The organism is Shewanella khirikhana (assembly GCF_003957745.1).
Classification (GTDB): domain Bacteria; phylum Pseudomonadota; class Gammaproteobacteria; order Enterobacterales; family Shewanellaceae; genus Shewanella; species Shewanella khirikhana.
In genome coordinates, this window is the sequence record NZ_CP020373.1 from 2,133,348 (window position 1) to 2,151,263 (window position 17,916).

Sequence of the window (17,916 nt, forward strand, 5' to 3'; positions counted from 1 at the left end):
TGGCATCAATAGCGGTATTCGGCGGCTTGCTCTCTGAGCTTGTTGGCTTTGCCATCCAGCTCGGAGCAGGTTGTTTCCAGGGTATCGATGATCTGTTTCACTGTCATGGAGGAATCACGGATCACCATCAGACTGTTGGCAATGTCCCGTGAAACCAGCGACTGCTCTTCGGTTGATGTGGCGACCTGGGTATTCACCCCGTGGATTGCAGCGGTACTTTGGCGAATGTCCTCAAATACAGACACGATACGTTTCAGCTCATCACCGGCTTTTTGCATCATCCCCGCGGCCTGAGTCACAGAGCCACTGACCTGACTGGTACGGCTTTGTAAGCTGGCAACAATATCGTCAATTTCTTTGGTGGAATCCTGGGTTCGCTGCGCCAATGAGCGTACTTCATCGGCCACCACCGCAAAGCCTCGGCCCTGCTCGCCGGCACGGGCAGCCTCGATGGCAGCATTCAGTGCCAACAGGTTGGTTTGCTCGGCAATGGCCTTGATGACCCCAAGCACATTGCTCACCTGCGAGCTTTCATTCACCAGGTGCTGCATGGCGTTTTGGGTGTTACTGAACTCACTTTCCAGAATATCCATGGCCTTCATGGCCTGATGCACTGTCTCCTGCCCGAGGGTCACGTGGGTTTCGTTTTCAGCGGCGCGGCTTTCGGCATCCTGGGTATTTTCACTCACATGACTCAAGGTGGCGGTCATCTCCTCCATGGCGCTGGCACTGGTATCCAGCTCATGGGCGACCGAATCGGTATTCTCCCTCGACTGACGCACCGCCGTCCGGGTTTGGTTGGTCAGCTCTGCCACTTCGCGGGCAATGGTGTCTGTGCTTTGCAGCGACCCCGAGAGTGAGGTAATGAAACTGTTGATTTGCTCTTCAATTTCAGCAATTTCCCCTTGGGCATTCACCGAAATACGCTGGCTCAGATCCTTGGCCTTTTGAATAGAACCCAGTTGACGACAGGTTTTGACCAGCGGGCTGACAATATTGGATTTCACCAGATAGAAGCCCCCCAGGGCCACCAGGATCATCAGTACCAGCGCGCTTTGAGCCCAAATAAGGGCCGCATGCAGATTGCTTAACTGAGACTCAAACTCGACCCCGGTGCGCCGGTCAAGGGCGGTAAAGAACTTATCGATGGGGGCCATAATCTTGGCTTTTTCAGCATGGTATTGATTGCTGTGCAAAAGCTCCCGCGCCAGCGCCATATCGGGCTCGCCCTGCACCGTGTAATTTTTGCTGTTCGGGTCAATAAAGAGGCCCTTAACCGCGTTCATGGCGCGCACCTCAAGGCCTACAAGTGCATCTGAGTTGCGCTGGGCTTCATCGAGGTAGCCAAACTCTTCATCGGAAAAGCCAAGCTCTTTCATCATGGATTTGATGGCCTGCAACTTGCCGTCAGGCTTGGGCTTTTCGCCGTAATTGAGCACCAAATCCCAATAAATCTGATGATAATTTTCAGGGCGGGGCTTTTCGCCGTTGCGGATCGCGAGGATGTCCAGATACATGCGCTCGTACTTTTCATCGCCGGTAATGGCGTAGGTACGGGCAAGCCGGGTCAGATCGTCGGAACTTTGCCGAAGCTCGTCGGCCAATTGATAGGAAAGATAGCGCACCCGGGCGGCGTCATTTAGCCGGTCGATACGGCTGTCCACCATGGCAGTCAGTATCCCTGTGATAACGGCAGTTAACCCAATGGCACCAAATACCAGGCTCATCATCTTCTTCGCGTTCATGATTCCCTCGAGATTCCACTCTAGTGTCAGCTTTCAGTGTAGGAGGAAATTGTGACAAACGCGCATATTTTTTAACCGCTTAGAATACGGCTAACGGCAGGAGTGGCGAGAGCCAAGCTCTCGCCGTGCAACAGATTTTATCCCAGCAGTTGATCGGCGACGAAGGGGTTGTGGGTGCGCTCTTCGGCAAAGGTCGACATGGGACCATGGCCAGGAATGAACTCCACATCCTGGCCAAGAGGCCACAATTTGGTGGTAATAGATTGGATAAGTGCCTGGTGGTCCGAGCCTGGGAAATCGGTGCGGCCGATAGAGCCGCGAAACAGCACATCGCCAACCAAAGCCAGCTTTGCCTCGGCATCAAAAAATACAATGTGCCCCGGCGTGTGCCCTGGACAATGCAACACCTCCAGCAAAGATTCGCCCACAGAAACCCGTTCGCCCTCGGCGAGGTAACGACCAGGCTCAAACGCATCGCAATGGGCAAAGCCGAAGTTCTGGCTCTGGCGCGGCAGATTCTCAAGCCAAAAAGCATCGTCAATATGGGGGCCCTCAATGGCAACACCGGTTTCTTTTGCCAATTTGGCTGCGCCGCCCACATGGTCAATGTGCCCATGGGTTAACAGGATCTTTTCCAGTTGAACCCCTTGTTTTTCCAACGCCTCATAAATCCGTTCGAGATTTCCGCCCGGGTCAACCACGGCGGCTTTTCGGGTGCTTTCACACCAAATGAGGGTACAATTTTGCTGGAAGGGCGTCACTGGAATGATCTGGTATTTCATCGTCGCATTCTCTGGTTTGCTTTGGCGCTAGAATAAGGGATCCTTGCTATTGTGTGCCAGTTTTAAGCGCCGCAAATTGATCTCGGTGGGGCTTTTGCGCACATTCATCCCTTGCGACCCCACAACTTTTGTATACAATCCGCAAACACCACCAATTTAGGGACCTTTTACATGCCGTCATATCACGCCCTGCCCCAGATGCTCGCCACCAAACTGGAGTTCGAGCTGCCGCTTAATTATAAGGCGCCGGATCAAGGCCATATCAAGGTGTTTGCCCGCAGCGTGGTTCGTAAAGACAAGCAAGACGCCAACCTGCCATGGTTGGTGTATTTTCAGGGTGGCCCAGGCTTTGCTGCCCAGCGGCCTGTGAGCCACAGCGGCTGGATGAAGCGGGCGCTGGAGGAGTATAGGGTGCTTCTGCTCGACCAAAGGGGCACAGGGCTGTCAACACCTGTGAATTACGCCAGCCTCGCGCACCTGTCTGCCAGCGAGCAAGCCGACTACTTAAGCCATTTTCGGGCCGACAACATAGTGCGGGACGCCGAGGCTATCCGTAAACAACTGAGCCCGGACGCACCCTGGACTATCCTTGGCCAGAGCTTTGGGGGCTTTTGCGTACTGCGCTACCTGTCCGCCGCCCCGGAAGGGTTGAAAGAAGCCTATATCACCGGAGGGATCCCGCCACTTGGCCGCAGCGCCGATGAGGTGTACCGCGCCACTTATAAGCGGGTTAAACAGAAAAACCTTGAGTTTCATCGCCGCTTCCCGGATGCCGCCGGGTTGCTTAAAAAGCTGCACCAGCATTTGCTGGCACAAGAAGTGCTGCTGCCGGGCGGACAGCGACTTGAGCCAAAAATGTTGCAGCTGCTTGGGATCCATCTGGGGATGGAAGACGGGCCAGAGGGCGTGTATTACCTGCTGGAGCAGGCCTTGATGCACACAGCTTCAGGGGTGAAGGTAAATCCGCTTTTCACCGAACGCTTTATACACATGCTGGACTACAACACCAATCCGTTGTTTTCGCTGCTGCACGAAGCCATTTACTGCCAAAAGCAGGCATCGCGCTGGGCCGCCCATCGTATTCGTACCGAGTACTCAGAGTTTGATGCTCCTTCAGGTGCGCCTATGCTGCTTACCGGCGAGATGATTTACCCCTGGATGTTTGACTGTTTCGACAACCTCAAACCACTCAAGGAATGCGCCGAATTGCTGGCGGCCAAAGACGACTGGCCCATGTTGTACGACATCGACCAGCTCGCCCAAAACAAGGTGCCGGTTGCCGCCGCCATCTACAGTGAAGATATGTTTGTGGAAATGGATTACAGCCTGGAGACAGCCCGCAAGGTGGCCAACCTCAAATACTGGCTCACATCGGAATACGAGCACAACGGTATTCGTATGGATGGTGAGCGGATTTTGAGCAGACTTATCGCCCTCAATCGCACAGAGATATTGCGATAAAGAAATACTGGCCGATTTCAGCCTCACTTAAGGGCTTATTGGCACACTCAGTGGAGTTCCTCCTCTATTGAGCGTTTGTGTTAACCATCTTGGTTATCGCTTTTCCTGTTGAGTAAGCCAAATCTTGGCTTACTCTTTTTTTTGCCCGATACTGACTGCTGGATCACCGAGGAGACATGCCATGGAAATTCGTAATCCTGAGCAGCTGAGCCCGGAAATTCTGCTGGGCATAGTGAACGAAAAGCTGCGCCTCAACTGCCCTGACAAGCAGGCTCTGCTGTACGAGCTTGGCCTCGAAGAGCAGACCCTCGACAATAAACTGCAAGGGTTCGAGTACGACGCGCTCAGCAATCAGTATCGCAGCCGCTGACTGGAAAGAAGTCTGGCGCAAACAGTCCTCATACAAAGTCGCCTAAACAGCCAGTAGCTCAAGCATCTGTTTTACTGAGTATCTGTGTGACTGAGTATCTAGTTGACTGAGTTCTATTTGAGTGAAGATCAAGTCGACTCAGCAAGACGTCGACTTGCACCCAGCCGACTCAGCTGCCAGTCGGCAGAAAACTGCCGACGAAGCAAGCGGCCGTGCAGGTTGAGCGCGATGCCACCTTGAGTGCTCAGCTCAATTTCTATTGGTTAGGCTATTGGTTTGACTATTGGTTAGACAGCGCGCGGCTTTCGACTGGACCTGCATTGACGGTCTGCAATAGCTCAGCGGTGGGTTGATCTTCTAAGCTCACCGCTGCAATGTCTTAAGGCCGGAGCATTTCGATGGCTTTAGGCCGGAACGCTCCTCTTCGACGGGCTTTAGGCCTGAGCACCGCGCTTGGATGATGACTTGGTACCGGCACTGGAACCGGGCTTTGCCGAAGTGTTCTTAGGTGATGCTATCTTGGCTGATGTGCTCTTAGTTGATGTGCCCTTTGCTGCTGTGCGCCGCGGCGCCCCTTTGCGATAACCGCCTTTTTTGGCCGTCCGTTTGAATGGCTTGCTATCTGACTTAACTCCGCTTAGAGCCACCGGCAAGGTCGAAGCTGCCGCCTGAATGAGTCCATGCAGCTCAGTGATAAGTGGCTGCATAAAGCCACGGTAGGAAAGCTGCTTCTGGCAAATATCATTGAGCTGACGCTCCCACAGCGCCGTCATGTCCGCGGTAGTGGCCACCTCCGGCAGGCTGGCTATCAAGCCGCGCCCGGCGGGCGTTGATACAATACTCTTCCCCTGCCTTGCCAAAAAGCCCCGTTTAAACAGCAGCTCAATGATCCCGGCGCGGGTGGCTTCTGTGCCGAGGCCGTCGGTGTCCTTGAGGATTTTCTTAATCTCTGCAGAGCTTACGTACCGGGCAATCCCCGTCATGGCGCTAAGCAAGGTTGCGTCGGTAAAGTGTTTTGGCGGCTGGGTTTGCTTTGCCAGTAGTTCCCCATGGTGGCATTGGGCGGTATCGCCCTTTTTCAGCACCGGCAGTGGCGTTTTCTGACTGGCATCATCAGGCCCTTCATCTGCGTCTTTGGCGCCGCCCTGAAACAGCACCCGCCAGCCGGGGGCGCGCTCTACCGAGGCTTTGGCAACAAAACTGCCGCCGTCGATTGTGAGGTTGATTTGGCTGTCAGACATCAGTCTGTGGGGGTAAAACTGCGCCAGATACTGCCTGGCGATATGCTGATAAAGCTGGCGCTCGCGCAGACTCAGACTCGCCAGAGCCATGCGCTTGCCGGTAGGTACAATCGCATGGTGCGCATCCACCTTGGAATCATCCCAGGCTTTGGATACCAGCCGTAAGTCTGGCTCCGGCACGCCCTGGGTCAGTTCCGGCGCATTGGCCATCACAGCCGCCGTAACGTCAGGAACCAGTTGCAGCTGTTCTTTGGGCAAATGGCGGCTATCAGAGCGTGGGTAGGTAATAAGCTTATGGCGCTCATAAAGACTCTGGGCCGTATCCAGTACCTCTTTTGCACTCATGCCAAAGCGTTTGGCGCAATCAATCTGCAACGCTGACAGGCTATAAAGCAAAGGCGGCGCGAGCTTCTTGTCTTTATTGCTGACGTCGGTGACGAGCGCTGGCTTGCCGCCAATACGGCTCACCACAGTTTCGGCAAGGCGACGGGAAAGCACCCGGCCCTCTTCATCCATATAGGGCTGGCAGGCCTCGCTGGGCTGCCATTTGGCGCTGAAGTGCTCGCCTTTTTCCGTCACCAGATGGGCAAGCACCTCGAAATGATCTTTTGGGGTGAAATGGTCAATCTCTTGGTCGCGACGAACTACCAATCCCAACAGCGGCGTCTGTACCCGCCCGACCGACAATACGCCGCTGTAGCCCACTTTGCGCCCTTGCAAGGTGTAAGCACGGGTCATATTCAGGCCATACAGCCAGTCAGCCCTGCTACGGGCCAGTGCCGAGGTGGCGAGTGGGACAAACTCTTTATTGCTGCGCATTTGCCCGAGTGCCCGGCGCACCGCGTCGGGGTTAAGGTCGGAAATGAGCAGACGCTTGGTGGCTGCGAGTTTGGCAACCGGCACCTTGGCATGGGATAGCACTTCATCCACCAGTAACTGCCCTTCGCGATCCGGATCGCCGGCATGAACCAGGCTGCTGGCCTGCTTGATCAGGCGTTTTACCACCGCCAGCTGGGATTTGGCCGAGCTTCTGGGCGTGAGCTGCCACTCTTGGGGAATAATCGGTAAATGGGCCAGCTGCCACTGTTTAAACTCGGGAGAATAGGCATCCGGCTCGGCCTGCTCCAGCAGATGACCAATACACCAGGTCACGCAGTCGCCATTGCCAAGCTCAATGTAGCCATCCCCCTTTTTATGGGGCTTGGGTAATACATCGGCGATGGCGCGGCCCAAACTGGGTTTTTCGGCGATATACAGGATCATGGCGAATGCAACGGCTCAAAAATACTGGATGAATTTACAGTAAATGTAGCGAAAATCCCGCTGCGGCGCAAACATGCCGCTGCCCAAATGGGTAGATTTACGCCGAAGATAACGATTGTATGTAAATTTTATTGAGAATGATTCTCAACAAGTTGCAAAATGGCGGCACCTGCTCACCGCCTGGACTCAAGATGTATTCCAAACTGTCTGTTATTACTCACCAGTGGCTGCTGTGCTCGGCGCTGCTGATGCTCGCTGCCATCATCTGCCTGCCGGCCCAATATTGGCCACTGGTGTTGTTTCCACTTATTTGCATCGGCAAAGAGTGCTGGCATGTACGCTCACCGGGACGCCTCACGCTGACGGGACTGTTTAGCGTCTGGCTTGGCTGTTTTGCCATTGCCATTTGGGCCTGATAACCCAAACAAAAAAACCAGCGCCAGGCGCTGGTTTTTTAATGGACCCTTTACGGCTTAAGGGTGACCGACGTTGTGCAGCTCGAGGTTGGTGCCGATATCGCGGTTGCGATTAGCCTTGGCATCGTCATTGCGCATTTGGGTCAGGTGATCCAGGTAACCCTGGGTCACGTCACCTGTGATGTAGTCGCCATCGAATACCGACGTCTCGAAACGCTTGATTTCCGGGTTTTCCATCCGCACGGCTTCCACCAGATCGGTCAGATCCTGGAAGATGATGCCATCGGCTCCAATCAGCTTGGCAATTTCATCAACGTCACGGCCATGGGCAATCAACTCATTCGAGGTCGGCATGTCGATGCCATAAACGTTGGGGAAACGGATTTCAGGGGCGGCTGAGGCAAAGTACACCTTCTTGGCACCGGCTTCACGGGCCATTTCGATGATTTGCTCAGAGGTGGTGCCACGCACAATGGAGTCATCCACCAGCAGCACGTTCTTGCCCTTAAATTCAGCATTGATGGCGTTCAGTTTACGGCGAACCGACTTCTTACGCTCCTGCTGGCCGGGCATGATAAAGGTACGGCCGATATAGCGGTTCTTCACGAAGCCCTGACGATACGGCAGATCCATCACCCGGGCGATTTCCAGCGCGATATCGCAGGAAGTCTCAGGGATAGGGATCACCACGTCGATGTCGTTATCGAACCACTCTTTCTTGATTTTCTCACCGAGCTTGGCGCCCATGTTAACGCGGCTGGCGTAAACAGAGACCTTGTCGATGGTGGAGTCTGGACGGGCAAAGTACACAAACTCAAAGATACAGGGCGAATACACCGGCGTTTCGGCGCACTGGCGGGTAAACAGCTGACCATCGAGGGTGATATACACAGCTTCGCCAGGCGCTACATCGCGCATCACCTCAAAGCCAACGGCGTCCAGCGCCACACTCTCAGAGGCCACCATGTACTCGGTGCCCTTGGCGGTTTCATGCTTACCCAGCACCAGCGGACGAATGCCATTGGGGTCGCGAAACGCCACCAGACCTTCGTTCACAATCATGGCGGTCACAGCATAAGCACCGCGGGTTTGGGCGTGCACCTTGGCCACGGCATCGAATACCTGATCGGCGCTCAGGTGCTCAGACTGCACCTGCTGCAGCTCGTCGGCCAGCAGGTTCAGCAGGATTTCCGAGTCAGAGGTAGTGTTCACATGGCGACGTTGCTGCTTCAGGCGGGCAGCCAGTTCCTGAGTGTTGGTCAGGTTACCGTTGTGAGCCAGAGAAATACCGAAAGGAGAGTTTACATAGAAAGGTTGGGCTTCAGAGGAGCTTGAGCTACCGGCGGTGGGATAACGCACATGCCCGATACCGGCGTTGCCCTGCAGGCGCTGCATATGTTTGGGCTCAAACACATCACGCACCAGGCCATTAGCCTTTCTGAGCCTGAATGCATCATTGTCTACTGTGACAATTCCGGCTGCATCCTGACCACGATGTTGCAGCACTGTCAGTGCGTCATAGATGGTCTGATTAACCGAGGAATGGCCAACGATTCCGACGATACCACACATGGGAGAGTGTCCTCTTTTAAGATGTTCTGTTGTGTATATTTTTTATAATTTGGGTACAAAGCTTGAGGTGTTTTCCAGGTAGTGGAAGAACCACTGGATCACAACTCCGAATTCCGGCACCAGCCTGGACTCCTTCCACCAAACCGTGTTGGGAGCGCCGGTAAAGGCATCCATAAAAAACAGCAGCGCACTGACAATCAATGCGCCGCGCAGGGCACCGAAACACAGACCTAATAGTCTGTCGGTACCCGATAATCCGGTCTTAGCCACCAGCTGCCCGAGGATGTAGTTCACCAGGGCGCCCAAAATCAGGGTGGTCACAAAAAGAATAGCAATGGCAACGCCGTTACGGAGCATTTCATCCTGCATCTGTGTCAGGTGAACGGCGAGATCTTCATAGAATTGGCTGGCGACAAAAAAGGCGGCGAACCACACCAGCAGGGACATGGCTTCTTTAGCGAAGCCGCGGATCAGACTGATAACGGTGGACAGTCCGATGACAAAAATAATGGCGTAATCAATCCAAACCATGGAAGGCTGTTTTCCGGTTGGGTTTCTGAATCGGCGCGATTCTACCAGAGCGCGAGCAGTTTCTCACCCCCAAGGTCAAAATAAATCCCAAAGGGGTGGCTCGCTGCGGTTTAACTGTGGTGTTGCTGCGCCAGCGGCGCGCTACTGCTCAAGCGGATTGTAAGACAGGACCTTGCCGTCGAGCTTGGTCAGGGCTTTGACTTCAACTTTAAGACGCTCGACCTTGGCCTGGGACACATCCGGCCCCACAAACACCTTGGTCAGGCTGCCATCCACGGGCTTGGCAGGCAGCGTATAGGCCTTGAATCCGGCTTTGCGCAGTTTTTTCACCAAGGCATCCACGTTGGCGGCATTGCTGAAAGCGCCGAGCTGCAAGGTCCAGGCGGCTTGCTGCGCAGACTTGGGCTCGGACTTTGGCTCGGCTTTCACCACAGGCTTGGGCGCTGGCTTGGTTTCAGCCGCACTAGCCGGCGGCTTGCTGTCTGCTTTAGCCTCGGTTTTGGCTGCTGTTTTTGTCTCGGTGCGACTGTCGGGCTTGGTGGCAATCTGAGCTGCAGCTGTCTGAGGCTTGTCCTCATCCGCCTGCGCCTGTGTCAGGCTCTCATCCTGCGCTGCGCTGTTGTCAGCCTGCTCGGTAGCTTTGCGACTGTCGCCCAAATCCAGTGGCGCCAGCTCCTCAACGGCGAAGCTCTCTTCCGGTGCATTCACCACCCGGGATTCTGGCCGCAGCGGAATTTCGGCAAACTCCTCCTGCACCTTATCTTTTTTGCCATCAAGCAGGTCTGGCAGGAAGATAACCCCCAGAGCTACCAGCACTATGGTGCCGACCAAGCGATTCTGAAACTGACTGGACAAAACGGCTTCCCTTTAAGCTAATGATTTAAATCCGGATACAGTGTAAAAAGAACCGAACACAATTACCACATCCGTCTCCCCTGCTTCGGCGATAATGGCCGCTTTGGCGTCCGCTATCTCATCGAATGTGTCAAATACCGCGCCGGATGGCAAACTGGCCGCCAGCGCGGACGCACTGGCTCCCCGCTCGCCGCCCAAACTCACCAGATACCAGTGAGCCACAACAGGGTTGAGTTCACTGAGCACAGCGCCGAAGTCTTTGTCTTTTAACATGCCGCAAAGTGCCAGCACCCGCTTGCCGGGCCAGCGCGACAGTTCTTGCTTTAAAAAACGGGCCGCATGGGGATTGTGGGCCACATCGGCAATGATCAGCGGCGAGTCGCTGATTTGCTCAAGTCTGCCGGCCAGACGTGCCGTCACAATCCCATCAACCAACTGCCGGTCACTGATATCAAAACGCTCGCCCACAGCTTCGATAGTGGCAATGACGGTGGCAGCATTGGGCAGCGGCAATTGTGGCAGCGGCATCTGCGTAAGCGTGCGCGACTTGCCCTGGTAGCTCCAGCTATCGGACGAGCGCTGGTACGAAAACTCCTGCCCTACCCGGTACAAGTGCGCACCGAGATTGTCGGCTACTTCGTTGACGGTTACAGGCAGGTCTGGCTCGCCCACCACCGCTGGCCGGGCTGCGCGGAAGATTCCTGCCTTTTCGCGGCCAACCAACTCGCGGGTGTCGCCCAAATATTCTTTATGATCCAAATCGATGGAGGTGAGCACCGCAATATCGGCATCAATCAGGTTGGTGGCATCGAGCCGGCCCCCCAAGCCGACTTCCAGAATCGCCACATCAAGCCCGGCCTGTTTAAACAGCAAAAGCCCGGTGAGGGTGGCAAATTCAAAGAAAGTCAGCGAAATCTCGCCTCTGGCGGTCTCAATGGCATCAAACGCCTTCAGGATAGCTTCATCGCCTGCGTCCTTGCCATCGATGCGAATACGCTCGTTGTACTTGAGGATATGGGGCGAGCTGTAGACGCCCACCTTAAGTCCGGCGCCGCGCAGAATGTTCTCCAGCATGGCGCAGGTGCTGCCTTTACCATTGGTGCCCGCCACTGTGATAACCAAAGTACCGGGCAGCGACTTCACCCCAAGGCGGCTTGCGACCTCACTCACCCGGGCAAGGCCCATATCGATTTCTTTGGGGTGAATGGCCAGCAGGTAGTCGAGCCAGTCGTTGAGAGAGGCGCCTTTTGGCGGCGCCGAAACTGTGTGCTGCGTCATCAAGACTCCTTTCCTGTATCAGTTGCTGAGAAGGGGAAACCTATTAGTCGGGCATGAATAGTGGCCCCAGCGCAAGCTTTGGCAAACCAAAGCTTTCCGGGTAGGTCACATCCACCAAATACAGACCGTGGGGTTTGGCCGTGGCGGCCGCATGATTTCTGTCTTTGAGCTCAAGCAGGGTAGCCATCCAATCCAGCGGCTGGTTCCCAAGACCAATCTCCAGCAGGGAGCCCACAATGTTGCGCACCATATGATGCAGGAACGCATTAGCCTGAATATCCACCACTATATACATGCCATGGCGGCTGACGCTCACCTTGTGCACATTGCGAAACGGGGTGTTGGACTGGCAACCTATGGCGCGAAAACTGGTAAAGTCACGTTCACCCAGCAAGGCCTGGGCGGCCTCATGCATGCGCTCGACATCGATGTCGCCGTGGTAGTGACTGACGCCCTTGCGCAAAATGCCGGGGCGGAAATTGTGATTGAAAATCACGTAGCGATAACGGCGGGCGGTAGCAGAAAAACGGGCGTGGAAATCATCGCTCACCGGCATTGCCCAGCGCACGGCGATATCGTCAGGCAGATGCACATTCACCCCCAGGGTCCAGGCGCCTTCTTTTCGCACCGCATTGGTATCGAAATGCACCACCTGGCCGGTGGCATGCACGCCTGCGTCGGTACGTCCAGCACATTGCACCTCGATGGGTTCGTTGGCAACGATGGACAATGCCCGCTCAAGCTCAGCCTGCACCGAGTTCACCTCGGCCTGGCGTTGCCAACCATAAAATTTGCTGCCGTCGTACTCAATCCCCAAAGCAATGCGCATCTTTCAAATATCCTGCCGGTCAAAATCGATAAAGCGCGGCGATATTACCACAAAGCCGGTATAAAACGGGCATAAAAAAGCGGCGCACAGGGCGCCGCTTACTAGCTGATATCCGCTTAGCCTATTTCGCCCAGAAGCTCGGCCGCTTCGGCCTTCTGACGGTCATTACCGTCCATTTCCACTTCTTTGAGCAGCGCACGGGCGCTGTCTTTATCGTCAATTTCGATGTAAGCACGGGCCAGATCCAGTTTGGCGTTGACTGAGTTTTCCTCATCATCCACGTCAACCATGGCGGTATCACCAATCAGGCTGTTCACCTCACCAATATCCATGTCCAGCTCGCGATAAGGCTCAGGCTCGCTGTCATCGGCATCGTTAAGCAGTTTGTCGATATCGATAAAGCCATTTTCCTTCTGGAAGCTGCTTAAATCGTTATCCATGACCACCTTGGCCTGACGTTTGGACTTTTCACTGGCATCCAGCGCCGCCAGCGCTTCATCCACTGTCATGCTGTGCTGTTCGTCCACATCCAGCATAAACTCGTCATCACCATCATCGCCCTGGGCGGCAAAGGCTGACAGCAGATCGTCATCACTGACATCAACTGTGGCATCGGCATCGGGTTTGGAGGGTTCCCACTCGAGTACGTTCGAGCCCTTGTTAGCCTTGAGATCGTCAAAGAAACCTGAATCCTTGGCAGAGACAGCCACAGGATCTTTAGGGGCCGACGAGCTAAATTCCAGCGGCGCCTTGCTGTCCGCCCTATCCGATTTGGCCACAGCGGCGCCAGCACCTGCCAGCGCGGCACCGGCCAGAGCCACATCCGCGCCAGACAATCCATCGTCTGCATCATCGGCAGCGATATCGCCTGCAATGTCATTAGTATCGGACTCAAAACCTGCCAGCAGCGAATCCAAATCATCGTCTGCATCGCTCAGCGGCAATTCATCGCCAAGACCGGCGGCTATGTCCTCATCGGTGCCAGCAACCTCGTCCGGCGCATCGAAAGATGCCAGCAAGGCATCGAGATCGGTATCTTCTTCGGCTTCAGCGCTGCCTGCATCAAGCTCGCTGTTTAAATCAAGCTCGGAGGCAATGGCATCACTGAGGTCGTCGGTGGCAGTCTCTGAGACAGTATCTGGGACAGTCTCAGCAGCGGCCTCTGCTGGCGCATCAAAGCTTGCCAGCAGCGCATCCAAATCTTCTTCAGTCTCAGCCTCTGCGTCGAGTTCGGCATCAAGTTCAGCGGCAATGGCATCAGATAAATCGTCTGACGCAACTGTTTCAGAAGGCATCTCGGTTTGCGCTGGCGCATCGAATCCCGCCAGCAGTGCATCAAGGTCTTCTTCGGTTTCTGCCTCGGCATCGAGCTCAGCGTCAAGCTCTGCAGCGATGGCATCGCTCAAATCGTCTGCAGCGGCTTCAGTGGCTGCTTCTGTAACAGTTTCAGACTCTGCCGGGGCATCGAAACCGGCCAGCAGCGCGTCCAAATCTTCTTCGGTATCAACCTCTGCTTCAAGCTCAGTGTCCAGCTCTGCTGCAATAGCGTCGCTCAAATCGTTTTCAGCAGCTTCAGTAACTGCTTCTGTCTCTGCCGGGGCGTCAAAACCGGCCAGCAGTGCATCCAAATCCTCTTCGGCATCCATGGTGGCTGCATCGGCACCAAGCTCAGCTTCAAGTTCGGCAGCAATGGCATCGGCGTCAATTTCAGGCTCCGCAGTTTCCGGCTCAGCAGAAACGGCAGCTTCTGCACTTTCCTCCGCCATATCGAAACCGGCCATCAGGGCATCGAGGTCGTCTTCCGCCTGAGGCTCTGTTGAGGCCTCTGCTTCAGCTTCTGGCTCTGGACTATCAAAACCCGCCATCAACGCATCAAGGTCATCGTCGCTGGCAGCATCTTTGGCGGCAATGTCAGCATCCAGCTCACCCATCAGGGCATCCAGATCTTCCGAGTCGGCAGTTTCAGCCGGCATTTCCAGCTCAGCCATCAAATCGGCAGGATCGGTCGACATTACGTCTTCCATATCGGACTGCTCGCCCATGGCTTCGGCCCAGAGATCATCCAGCGACTGGCCATCGTCGGCAAAATCATCGCTCTCGGCCGACTCAACCACCAGATCTTCGCCTTCCAATACGGCTTCAGGCTTGAGGTCGACATTGTCCATGTCGAGCAAGGCATCCAGAGACTCGTCTTCGTCCCCTGAATCCAGATGAACAGCCATTTCATCGGCGCTTGGCTCATCGGCCATCACAGCTGCGGTGGCAGCCGTCGCAACGGCCGCGGTGGCTGCAGTGGCCACTGCGGTTTCTGTCATGGTGGCGGGGGCGTCACCCTTGGAGCGGCGGCGCAGGAACATCCACACCAGCAGCAACACCAACAGCGCCGGAATAACAGCGCCCAGCACCAGCAGCAGCGGGTTATCCATCAGGTTGCGCCACATATCGTCGGGCTTATTGGCCTCGACTTCGGCGAGAGCCTGCGCTTGTTTAAGTTCTTTGTTTTCGGCTTTCAGCTGCTCGTTTTGCTCTTTGAGCTGGGCAACCGATTCATTGAGGCCCTGCACTTCTTCAGTCAGTTGATTGACCTGAGCGGTGAGCGCCTCGATATCATTATTGCGAACGCCAAGAGCTTCGGTTAAGCGGCTGATTTCGGCGGACAGCGCCTGATTTTCATCAACCAGTTTGGGGTCAATCTGAGGCACGGCAACCGGAGCGGGCTCGGTCTTTGGCGCCTCAGTTTTAACTGTTTCGGTTTTTGGTGTGTCGGTTTTCACTGGCGCAGGCTTGGTTGTCGGTTTGGTTTCCACTTTGCCGGTGCGCCAGGCCTTGTCCTGAGATTCAGCGCGCTGCTGTGCCATGCTCTTGGGGATGGACAGCATGACTTCCCTGGACGGAATCAGCAGGATCATGCCCTTCTCGAGGGTGTTGTAGTTGGCGCCGCTGAATGCGTGGGGGTTGGCATCGTAAATGGCGGCCATCACCTGATAAACACTGACACTGCTGTCGGGTCTGACTTTTTGCGCGATACTCCAGAAGGTGTCCTGGGGGGTGGTGGGTCCATACTGACGCTGGTTGGCTTCGCGGCTTTGTCCATCTGGACCTGTTATTTTTAACGGCTCGGCGGCTTCAACTTCACTGAACAGGGGAATGGCAGCAACGGCCATTAATGAGGCCAAAATGCCTGCGAGATAGGAGGTACGAAAGTTCATCAATTATTCCCTTTCAAGCGCTCAAGGTTCGCCCGGTGACGACTTGCTTTAGGCAATTGTATTTATTGAGATTACTATAAACCAGAAATCCATGCCCTGCTACTGTTCACATTTGCAAAACAAAAAAAGCCCGCGCGTTGCGGGCTTTTTCAACAATCTCAGCGACTTCGGGCTGTTTTACAGGTAGTCGCGGATGAGAATTTCACCAATCTGAACACTGTTCAGTGCGGCGCCTTTACGGATGTTGTCAGACACCACCCAAAGGTTGATCCCGTTGGGGTGAGAGATGTCGTTACGCACACGGCCAACGTACACAGGATCCTGGCCAGCGCCATCGGTCACCGCTGTTGGATAGTCATCATCGTCTTCAAACAGCACTACGCCAGGGGCATCACGCAGCAGCGCTTTTACAGTTTCTGCATCAACAGGGTCGCGGGTTTCGATGTGTACCGCTTCTGAGTGACCATAAAACACTGGTACACGCACCGCCGTTGGGTTTACCAGAATCGAGTCATCACCGAAGATTTTGCGGGTTTCCCACACCATCTTCATTTCTTCCTTGGTGTAGCCGTTATCCTGGAATTTATCGATGTGTGGCAGCACGTTAAAGGCAATCTGCTTTGGATAAACGCTTGGCTCTACCGGCAGGCCCTGCAGCAACTTGGCACACTGACCGGCCAGCTCTTCGATGGCCTTCTTGCCGGTACCGGATACCGACTGATAGGTGCACACGTTGATTCTATCGATACCGTAAGCATCGTAAATCGGCTTCAGCGCCACCAGCATCTGGATGGTCGAGCAGTTAGGGTTGGCAATGATATTGCGGGTACGAAAGTCAGCGATGGCCTCCGGGTTAACTTCCGGCACAACCAGCGGGATATCAAGGTCGTAACGGAAGTGGGAGGTATTGTCGATAACCACGCAGCCATTGTCGGCGGCAATTGGCGCCCACTTGGCAGATACATCACCACCGGCAGAGAAGAAACCAATTTGCGCCTGGGACCAGTCGAAGGTTTCAACGTCAAGAATTTCCACCTGTTTACCATGGAAGGTCACGGTATCACCGGCGCTGCGGGCGCTGGCCAGAGGGAAAAGATTGGCAACGGGGAAATTACGCTCTTCGAGGATCTCGATCATAGTCTGACCCACGGCGCCCGATGCACCCAATACAACGACATTAAATTCCTGCGACATAATACTCAACCGACGTTAGAAAAACCTAAAAAGGATAACCAATCTACCTCAGATCCCATGACGTTTTCCAGCTTAAGGGCACTGAATTCTCGCCTGTGTTTGTGATTTTTTCTCATATTGTCAAAACCCAGGCTATCGGTGCCACTTTGGCGGAATTGCCAGTCGTCATCCCGCAGGTCATATACGCTGCGACACAGACTCAGCAGCGCCTTTTCATCTGGCACTGACTGCAGGCAAACCGAGGCCAAACGAAACGGTGGCAGCAAGGTGTCCAGGCTCTTGTCGGCGCTTAAACCAAGCTCATGACACAGCGCCTGATACAGCATAAAAGTACCGCGGGCCTTGCCTTCGAGGCTGTAACCGGCGATGTGCGGGGTGGCGATGTCGGCCAAAGGCACCAGCTCAGTCATGGGGCTTGGCTCCCCTTCCCACACATCCAGCACCAACTTAATGTCAGTACGGCTGGTTTTCACCTTTATCAGCGCCCGGTTATCTATCACTTCGCCGCGGCAGCAGTTAAGCAGCCAGGCGTTTGGCTTGAGTGCATTTAAGCGTTTTTCATCAAAGAGATACCAGGTGGCATGCTCGCCCTCTTTGGTGAGCGGCACATGCAGGGTGACCACATCGGCCCAGGCTATCAGCTCATCGAGGTTATGGAACGCTCTGGTATCGCCGGACTTAGCCAGCAGCGGGTCGCAGAGTCGATATTCAATGCCGTAGGCATCCAGACAGCGACTCAGGGCCGAGCCTGTGTTGCCGGCCCCGACGATGGCGACTTTCTTCCCTTTTAGCTGCTCGTTATAGCGGCTGGCGAGCTCCAGCATGGCGATAAAGGCATATTCACCCACGGCAGTGGCATTGCAGCCCGGTGCATTGGCAAAAGGAATGCCAAGGCTCCCCAGCAAGGCCTTATCAACATGATCTGTGCCTATGGTGGCGCTGCCGACAAATTTAAGTCGCTGATTTTGTGCAAGCAGCGTGGCATTCACTTTGGTGACCGAGCGCACCAGCAGCACGTCTGCATCGGCAACCTGCTCCGCAGTTAAACTGCGGCCATTAACATAGTGGATGTCGCCAAGCTCCCCAAAGAGCGCGTCCACATAGGGCATATTTTCATCGGCAAGGATTTTCATCTGCAAAGCTCCTGTTGCTGCATGGCGCGCATTGTAA

14 protein-coding genes are annotated in these 17,916 nt (G+C 55.0%); 3 read left to right on the plus strand and 11 right to left on the minus strand.

Going from position 1 to position 17,916, the window contains the following annotated elements; genetic code table 11:
• Positions 1-5: 5 nt before the first annotated feature.
• Positions 6-1,745, minus strand: coding sequence for a methyl-accepting chemotaxis protein (locus STH12_RS09335; protein WP_126167292.1), 1,740 nt, complete (start codon positions 1,743-1,745; stop codon positions 6-8).
• Between the two features lie 137 nt (positions 1,746-1,882).
• Positions 1,883-2,527, minus strand: coding sequence for an MBL fold metallo-hydrolase (locus STH12_RS09340; RefSeq protein ID WP_126167293.1), 645 nt, complete (start codon positions 2,525-2,527; stop codon positions 1,883-1,885).
• Positions 2,528-2,698: 171 nt separating this feature from the next.
• On the opposite strand from STH12_RS09340, the gene STH12_RS09345 reads away from it, so the two are divergent.
• Both STH12_RS09345 and STH12_RS09350 read left to right on the plus strand, forming a co-directional pair.
• The gene (locus STH12_RS09345; RefSeq protein ID WP_126167294.1) at positions 2,699-3,988 is read left to right on the plus strand and encodes an alpha/beta fold hydrolase; all 1,290 of its coding nucleotides are present in this window, start codon (positions 2,699-2,701) and stop codon (positions 3,986-3,988) included.
• Between the two features lie 181 nt (positions 3,989-4,169).
• Positions 4,170-4,358, plus strand: a complete 189-nt coding sequence (locus STH12_RS09350; protein WP_126167295.1) for a DUF4250 domain-containing protein — start codon at positions 4,170-4,172, stop codon at positions 4,356-4,358.
• Positions 4,359-4,792: 434 nt separating this feature from the next.
• Here STH12_RS09350 and STH12_RS09355 read toward each other — a convergent pair whose 3' ends face one another.
• Positions 4,793-6,862, minus strand: coding sequence for a DNA topoisomerase III (locus tag STH12_RS09355; protein ID WP_126167296.1), 2,070 nt, complete (start codon positions 6,860-6,862; stop codon positions 4,793-4,795).
• 191 nt (positions 6,863-7,053) lie between these two features.
• On the opposite strand from STH12_RS09355, the gene STH12_RS09360 reads away from it, so the two are divergent.
• Positions 7,054-7,278: a hypothetical protein gene (locus STH12_RS09360; protein ID WP_126167297.1), complete on the plus strand. Its 225-nt coding sequence runs from the start codon at positions 7,054-7,056 to the stop codon at positions 7,276-7,278.
• A gap of 57 nt (positions 7,279-7,335) precedes the next feature.
• On the opposite strand, the gene purF is transcribed toward STH12_RS09360, so the two are convergent.
• From purF to STH12_RS09400, 8 genes are all read right to left on the minus strand, one after another.
• A complete protein-coding gene (gene purF / locus STH12_RS09365) occupies positions 7,336-8,850 on the minus strand; it encodes an amidophosphoribosyltransferase (RefSeq protein ID WP_126167298.1) in 1,515 nt (504 codons plus the stop codon).
• Positions 8,851-8,892: 42 nt separating this feature from the next.
• Positions 8,893-9,381, minus strand: a complete 489-nt coding sequence (locus tag STH12_RS09370; RefSeq protein ID WP_126167299.1) for a CvpA family protein — start codon at positions 9,379-9,381, stop codon at positions 8,893-8,895.
• Positions 9,382-9,522: 141 nt separating this feature from the next.
• Entirely contained in the window at positions 9,523-10,236 is a 714-nt protein-coding gene (dedD, locus tag STH12_RS09375) for a cell division protein DedD (protein WP_126167300.1), read from the minus strand.
• A gap of 12 nt (positions 10,237-10,248) precedes the next feature.
• The gene (gene folC / locus STH12_RS09380; protein WP_126167301.1) at positions 10,249-11,514 is read right to left on the minus strand and encodes a bifunctional tetrahydrofolate synthase/dihydrofolate synthase; all 1,266 of its coding nucleotides are present in this window, start codon (positions 11,512-11,514) and stop codon (positions 10,249-10,251) included.
• Between the two features lie 43 nt (positions 11,515-11,557).
• Entirely contained in the window at positions 11,558-12,343 is a 786-nt protein-coding gene (gene truA, locus STH12_RS09385; protein WP_126167302.1) for a tRNA pseudouridine(38-40) synthase TruA, read from the minus strand.
• A 116-nt stretch (positions 12,344-12,459) separates the two neighbouring features.
• Complete coding sequence (locus STH12_RS09390) at positions 12,460-15,552, minus strand: FimV/HubP family polar landmark protein (protein ID WP_126167303.1); 3,093 nt, start codon at positions 15,550-15,552, stop codon at positions 12,460-12,462.
• Positions 15,553-15,729: 177 nt separating this feature from the next.
• Positions 15,730-16,746 carry an aspartate-semialdehyde dehydrogenase gene (locus tag STH12_RS09395; protein ID WP_126167304.1) on the minus strand — a complete coding sequence of 339 codons (1,017 nt, stop codon included), beginning with the start codon at positions 16,744-16,746 and terminating at the stop codon, positions 15,730-15,732.
• Between the two features lie 5 nt (positions 16,747-16,751).
• Positions 16,752-17,879, minus strand: coding sequence for a 4-phosphoerythronate dehydrogenase (locus STH12_RS09400; protein WP_126167305.1), 1,128 nt, complete (start codon positions 17,877-17,879; stop codon positions 16,752-16,754).
• Positions 17,880-17,916 lie beyond the last annotated feature (37 nt).

What these genes read in the sequence shown, in the direction of transcription:
- STH12_RS09360 (WP_126167297.1), top strand. Translation starts at nt 7,054, where the DNA reads ATGTATTCCAAACTGTCTGTTATTACTCACCAGTGGCTGCTGTGCTCG.
- STH12_RS09395 (WP_126167304.1), bottom strand. Translation starts at nt 16,746, where the DNA reads ATGTCGCAGGAATTTAATGTCGTTGTATTGGGTGCATCGGGCGCCGTG.
- STH12_RS09350 (WP_126167295.1), top strand. Translation starts at nt 4,170, where the DNA reads ATGGAAATTCGTAATCCTGAGCAGCTGAGCCCGGAAATTCTGCTGGGC.
- STH12_RS09370 (WP_126167299.1), bottom strand. Translation starts at nt 9,381, where the DNA reads ATGGTTTGGATTGATTACGCCATTATTTTTGTCATCGGACTGTCCACC.
- STH12_RS09345 (WP_126167294.1), top strand. Translation starts at nt 2,699, where the DNA reads ATGCCGTCATATCACGCCCTGCCCCAGATGCTCGCCACCAAACTGGAG.
- STH12_RS09335 (WP_126167292.1), bottom strand. Translation starts at nt 1,745, where the DNA reads ATGAACGCGAAGAAGATGATGAGCCTGGTATTTGGTGCCATTGGGTTA.
- purF (WP_126167298.1), bottom strand. Translation starts at nt 8,850, where the DNA reads ATGTGTGGTATCGTCGGAATCGTTGGCCATTCCTCGGTTAATCAGACC.
- STH12_RS09355 (WP_126167296.1), bottom strand. Translation starts at nt 6,862, where the DNA reads ATGATCCTGTATATCGCCGAAAAACCCAGTTTGGGCCGCGCCATCGCC.
- STH12_RS09340 (WP_126167293.1), bottom strand. Translation starts at nt 2,527, where the DNA reads ATGAAATACCAGATCATTCCAGTGACGCCCTTCCAGCAAAATTGTACC.
- STH12_RS09390 (WP_126167303.1), bottom strand. Translation starts at nt 15,552, where the DNA reads ATGAACTTTCGTACCTCCTATCTCGCAGGCATTTTGGCCTCATTAATG.
- STH12_RS09400 (WP_126167305.1), bottom strand. Translation starts at nt 17,879, where the DNA reads ATGAAAATCCTTGCCGATGAAAATATGCCCTATGTGGACGCGCTCTTT.
- folC (WP_126167301.1), bottom strand. Translation starts at nt 11,514, where the DNA reads ATGACGCAGCACACAGTTTCGGCGCCGCCAAAAGGCGCCTCTCTCAAC.
- truA (WP_126167302.1), bottom strand. Translation starts at nt 12,343, where the DNA reads ATGCGCATTGCTTTGGGGATTGAGTACGACGGCAGCAAATTTTATGGT.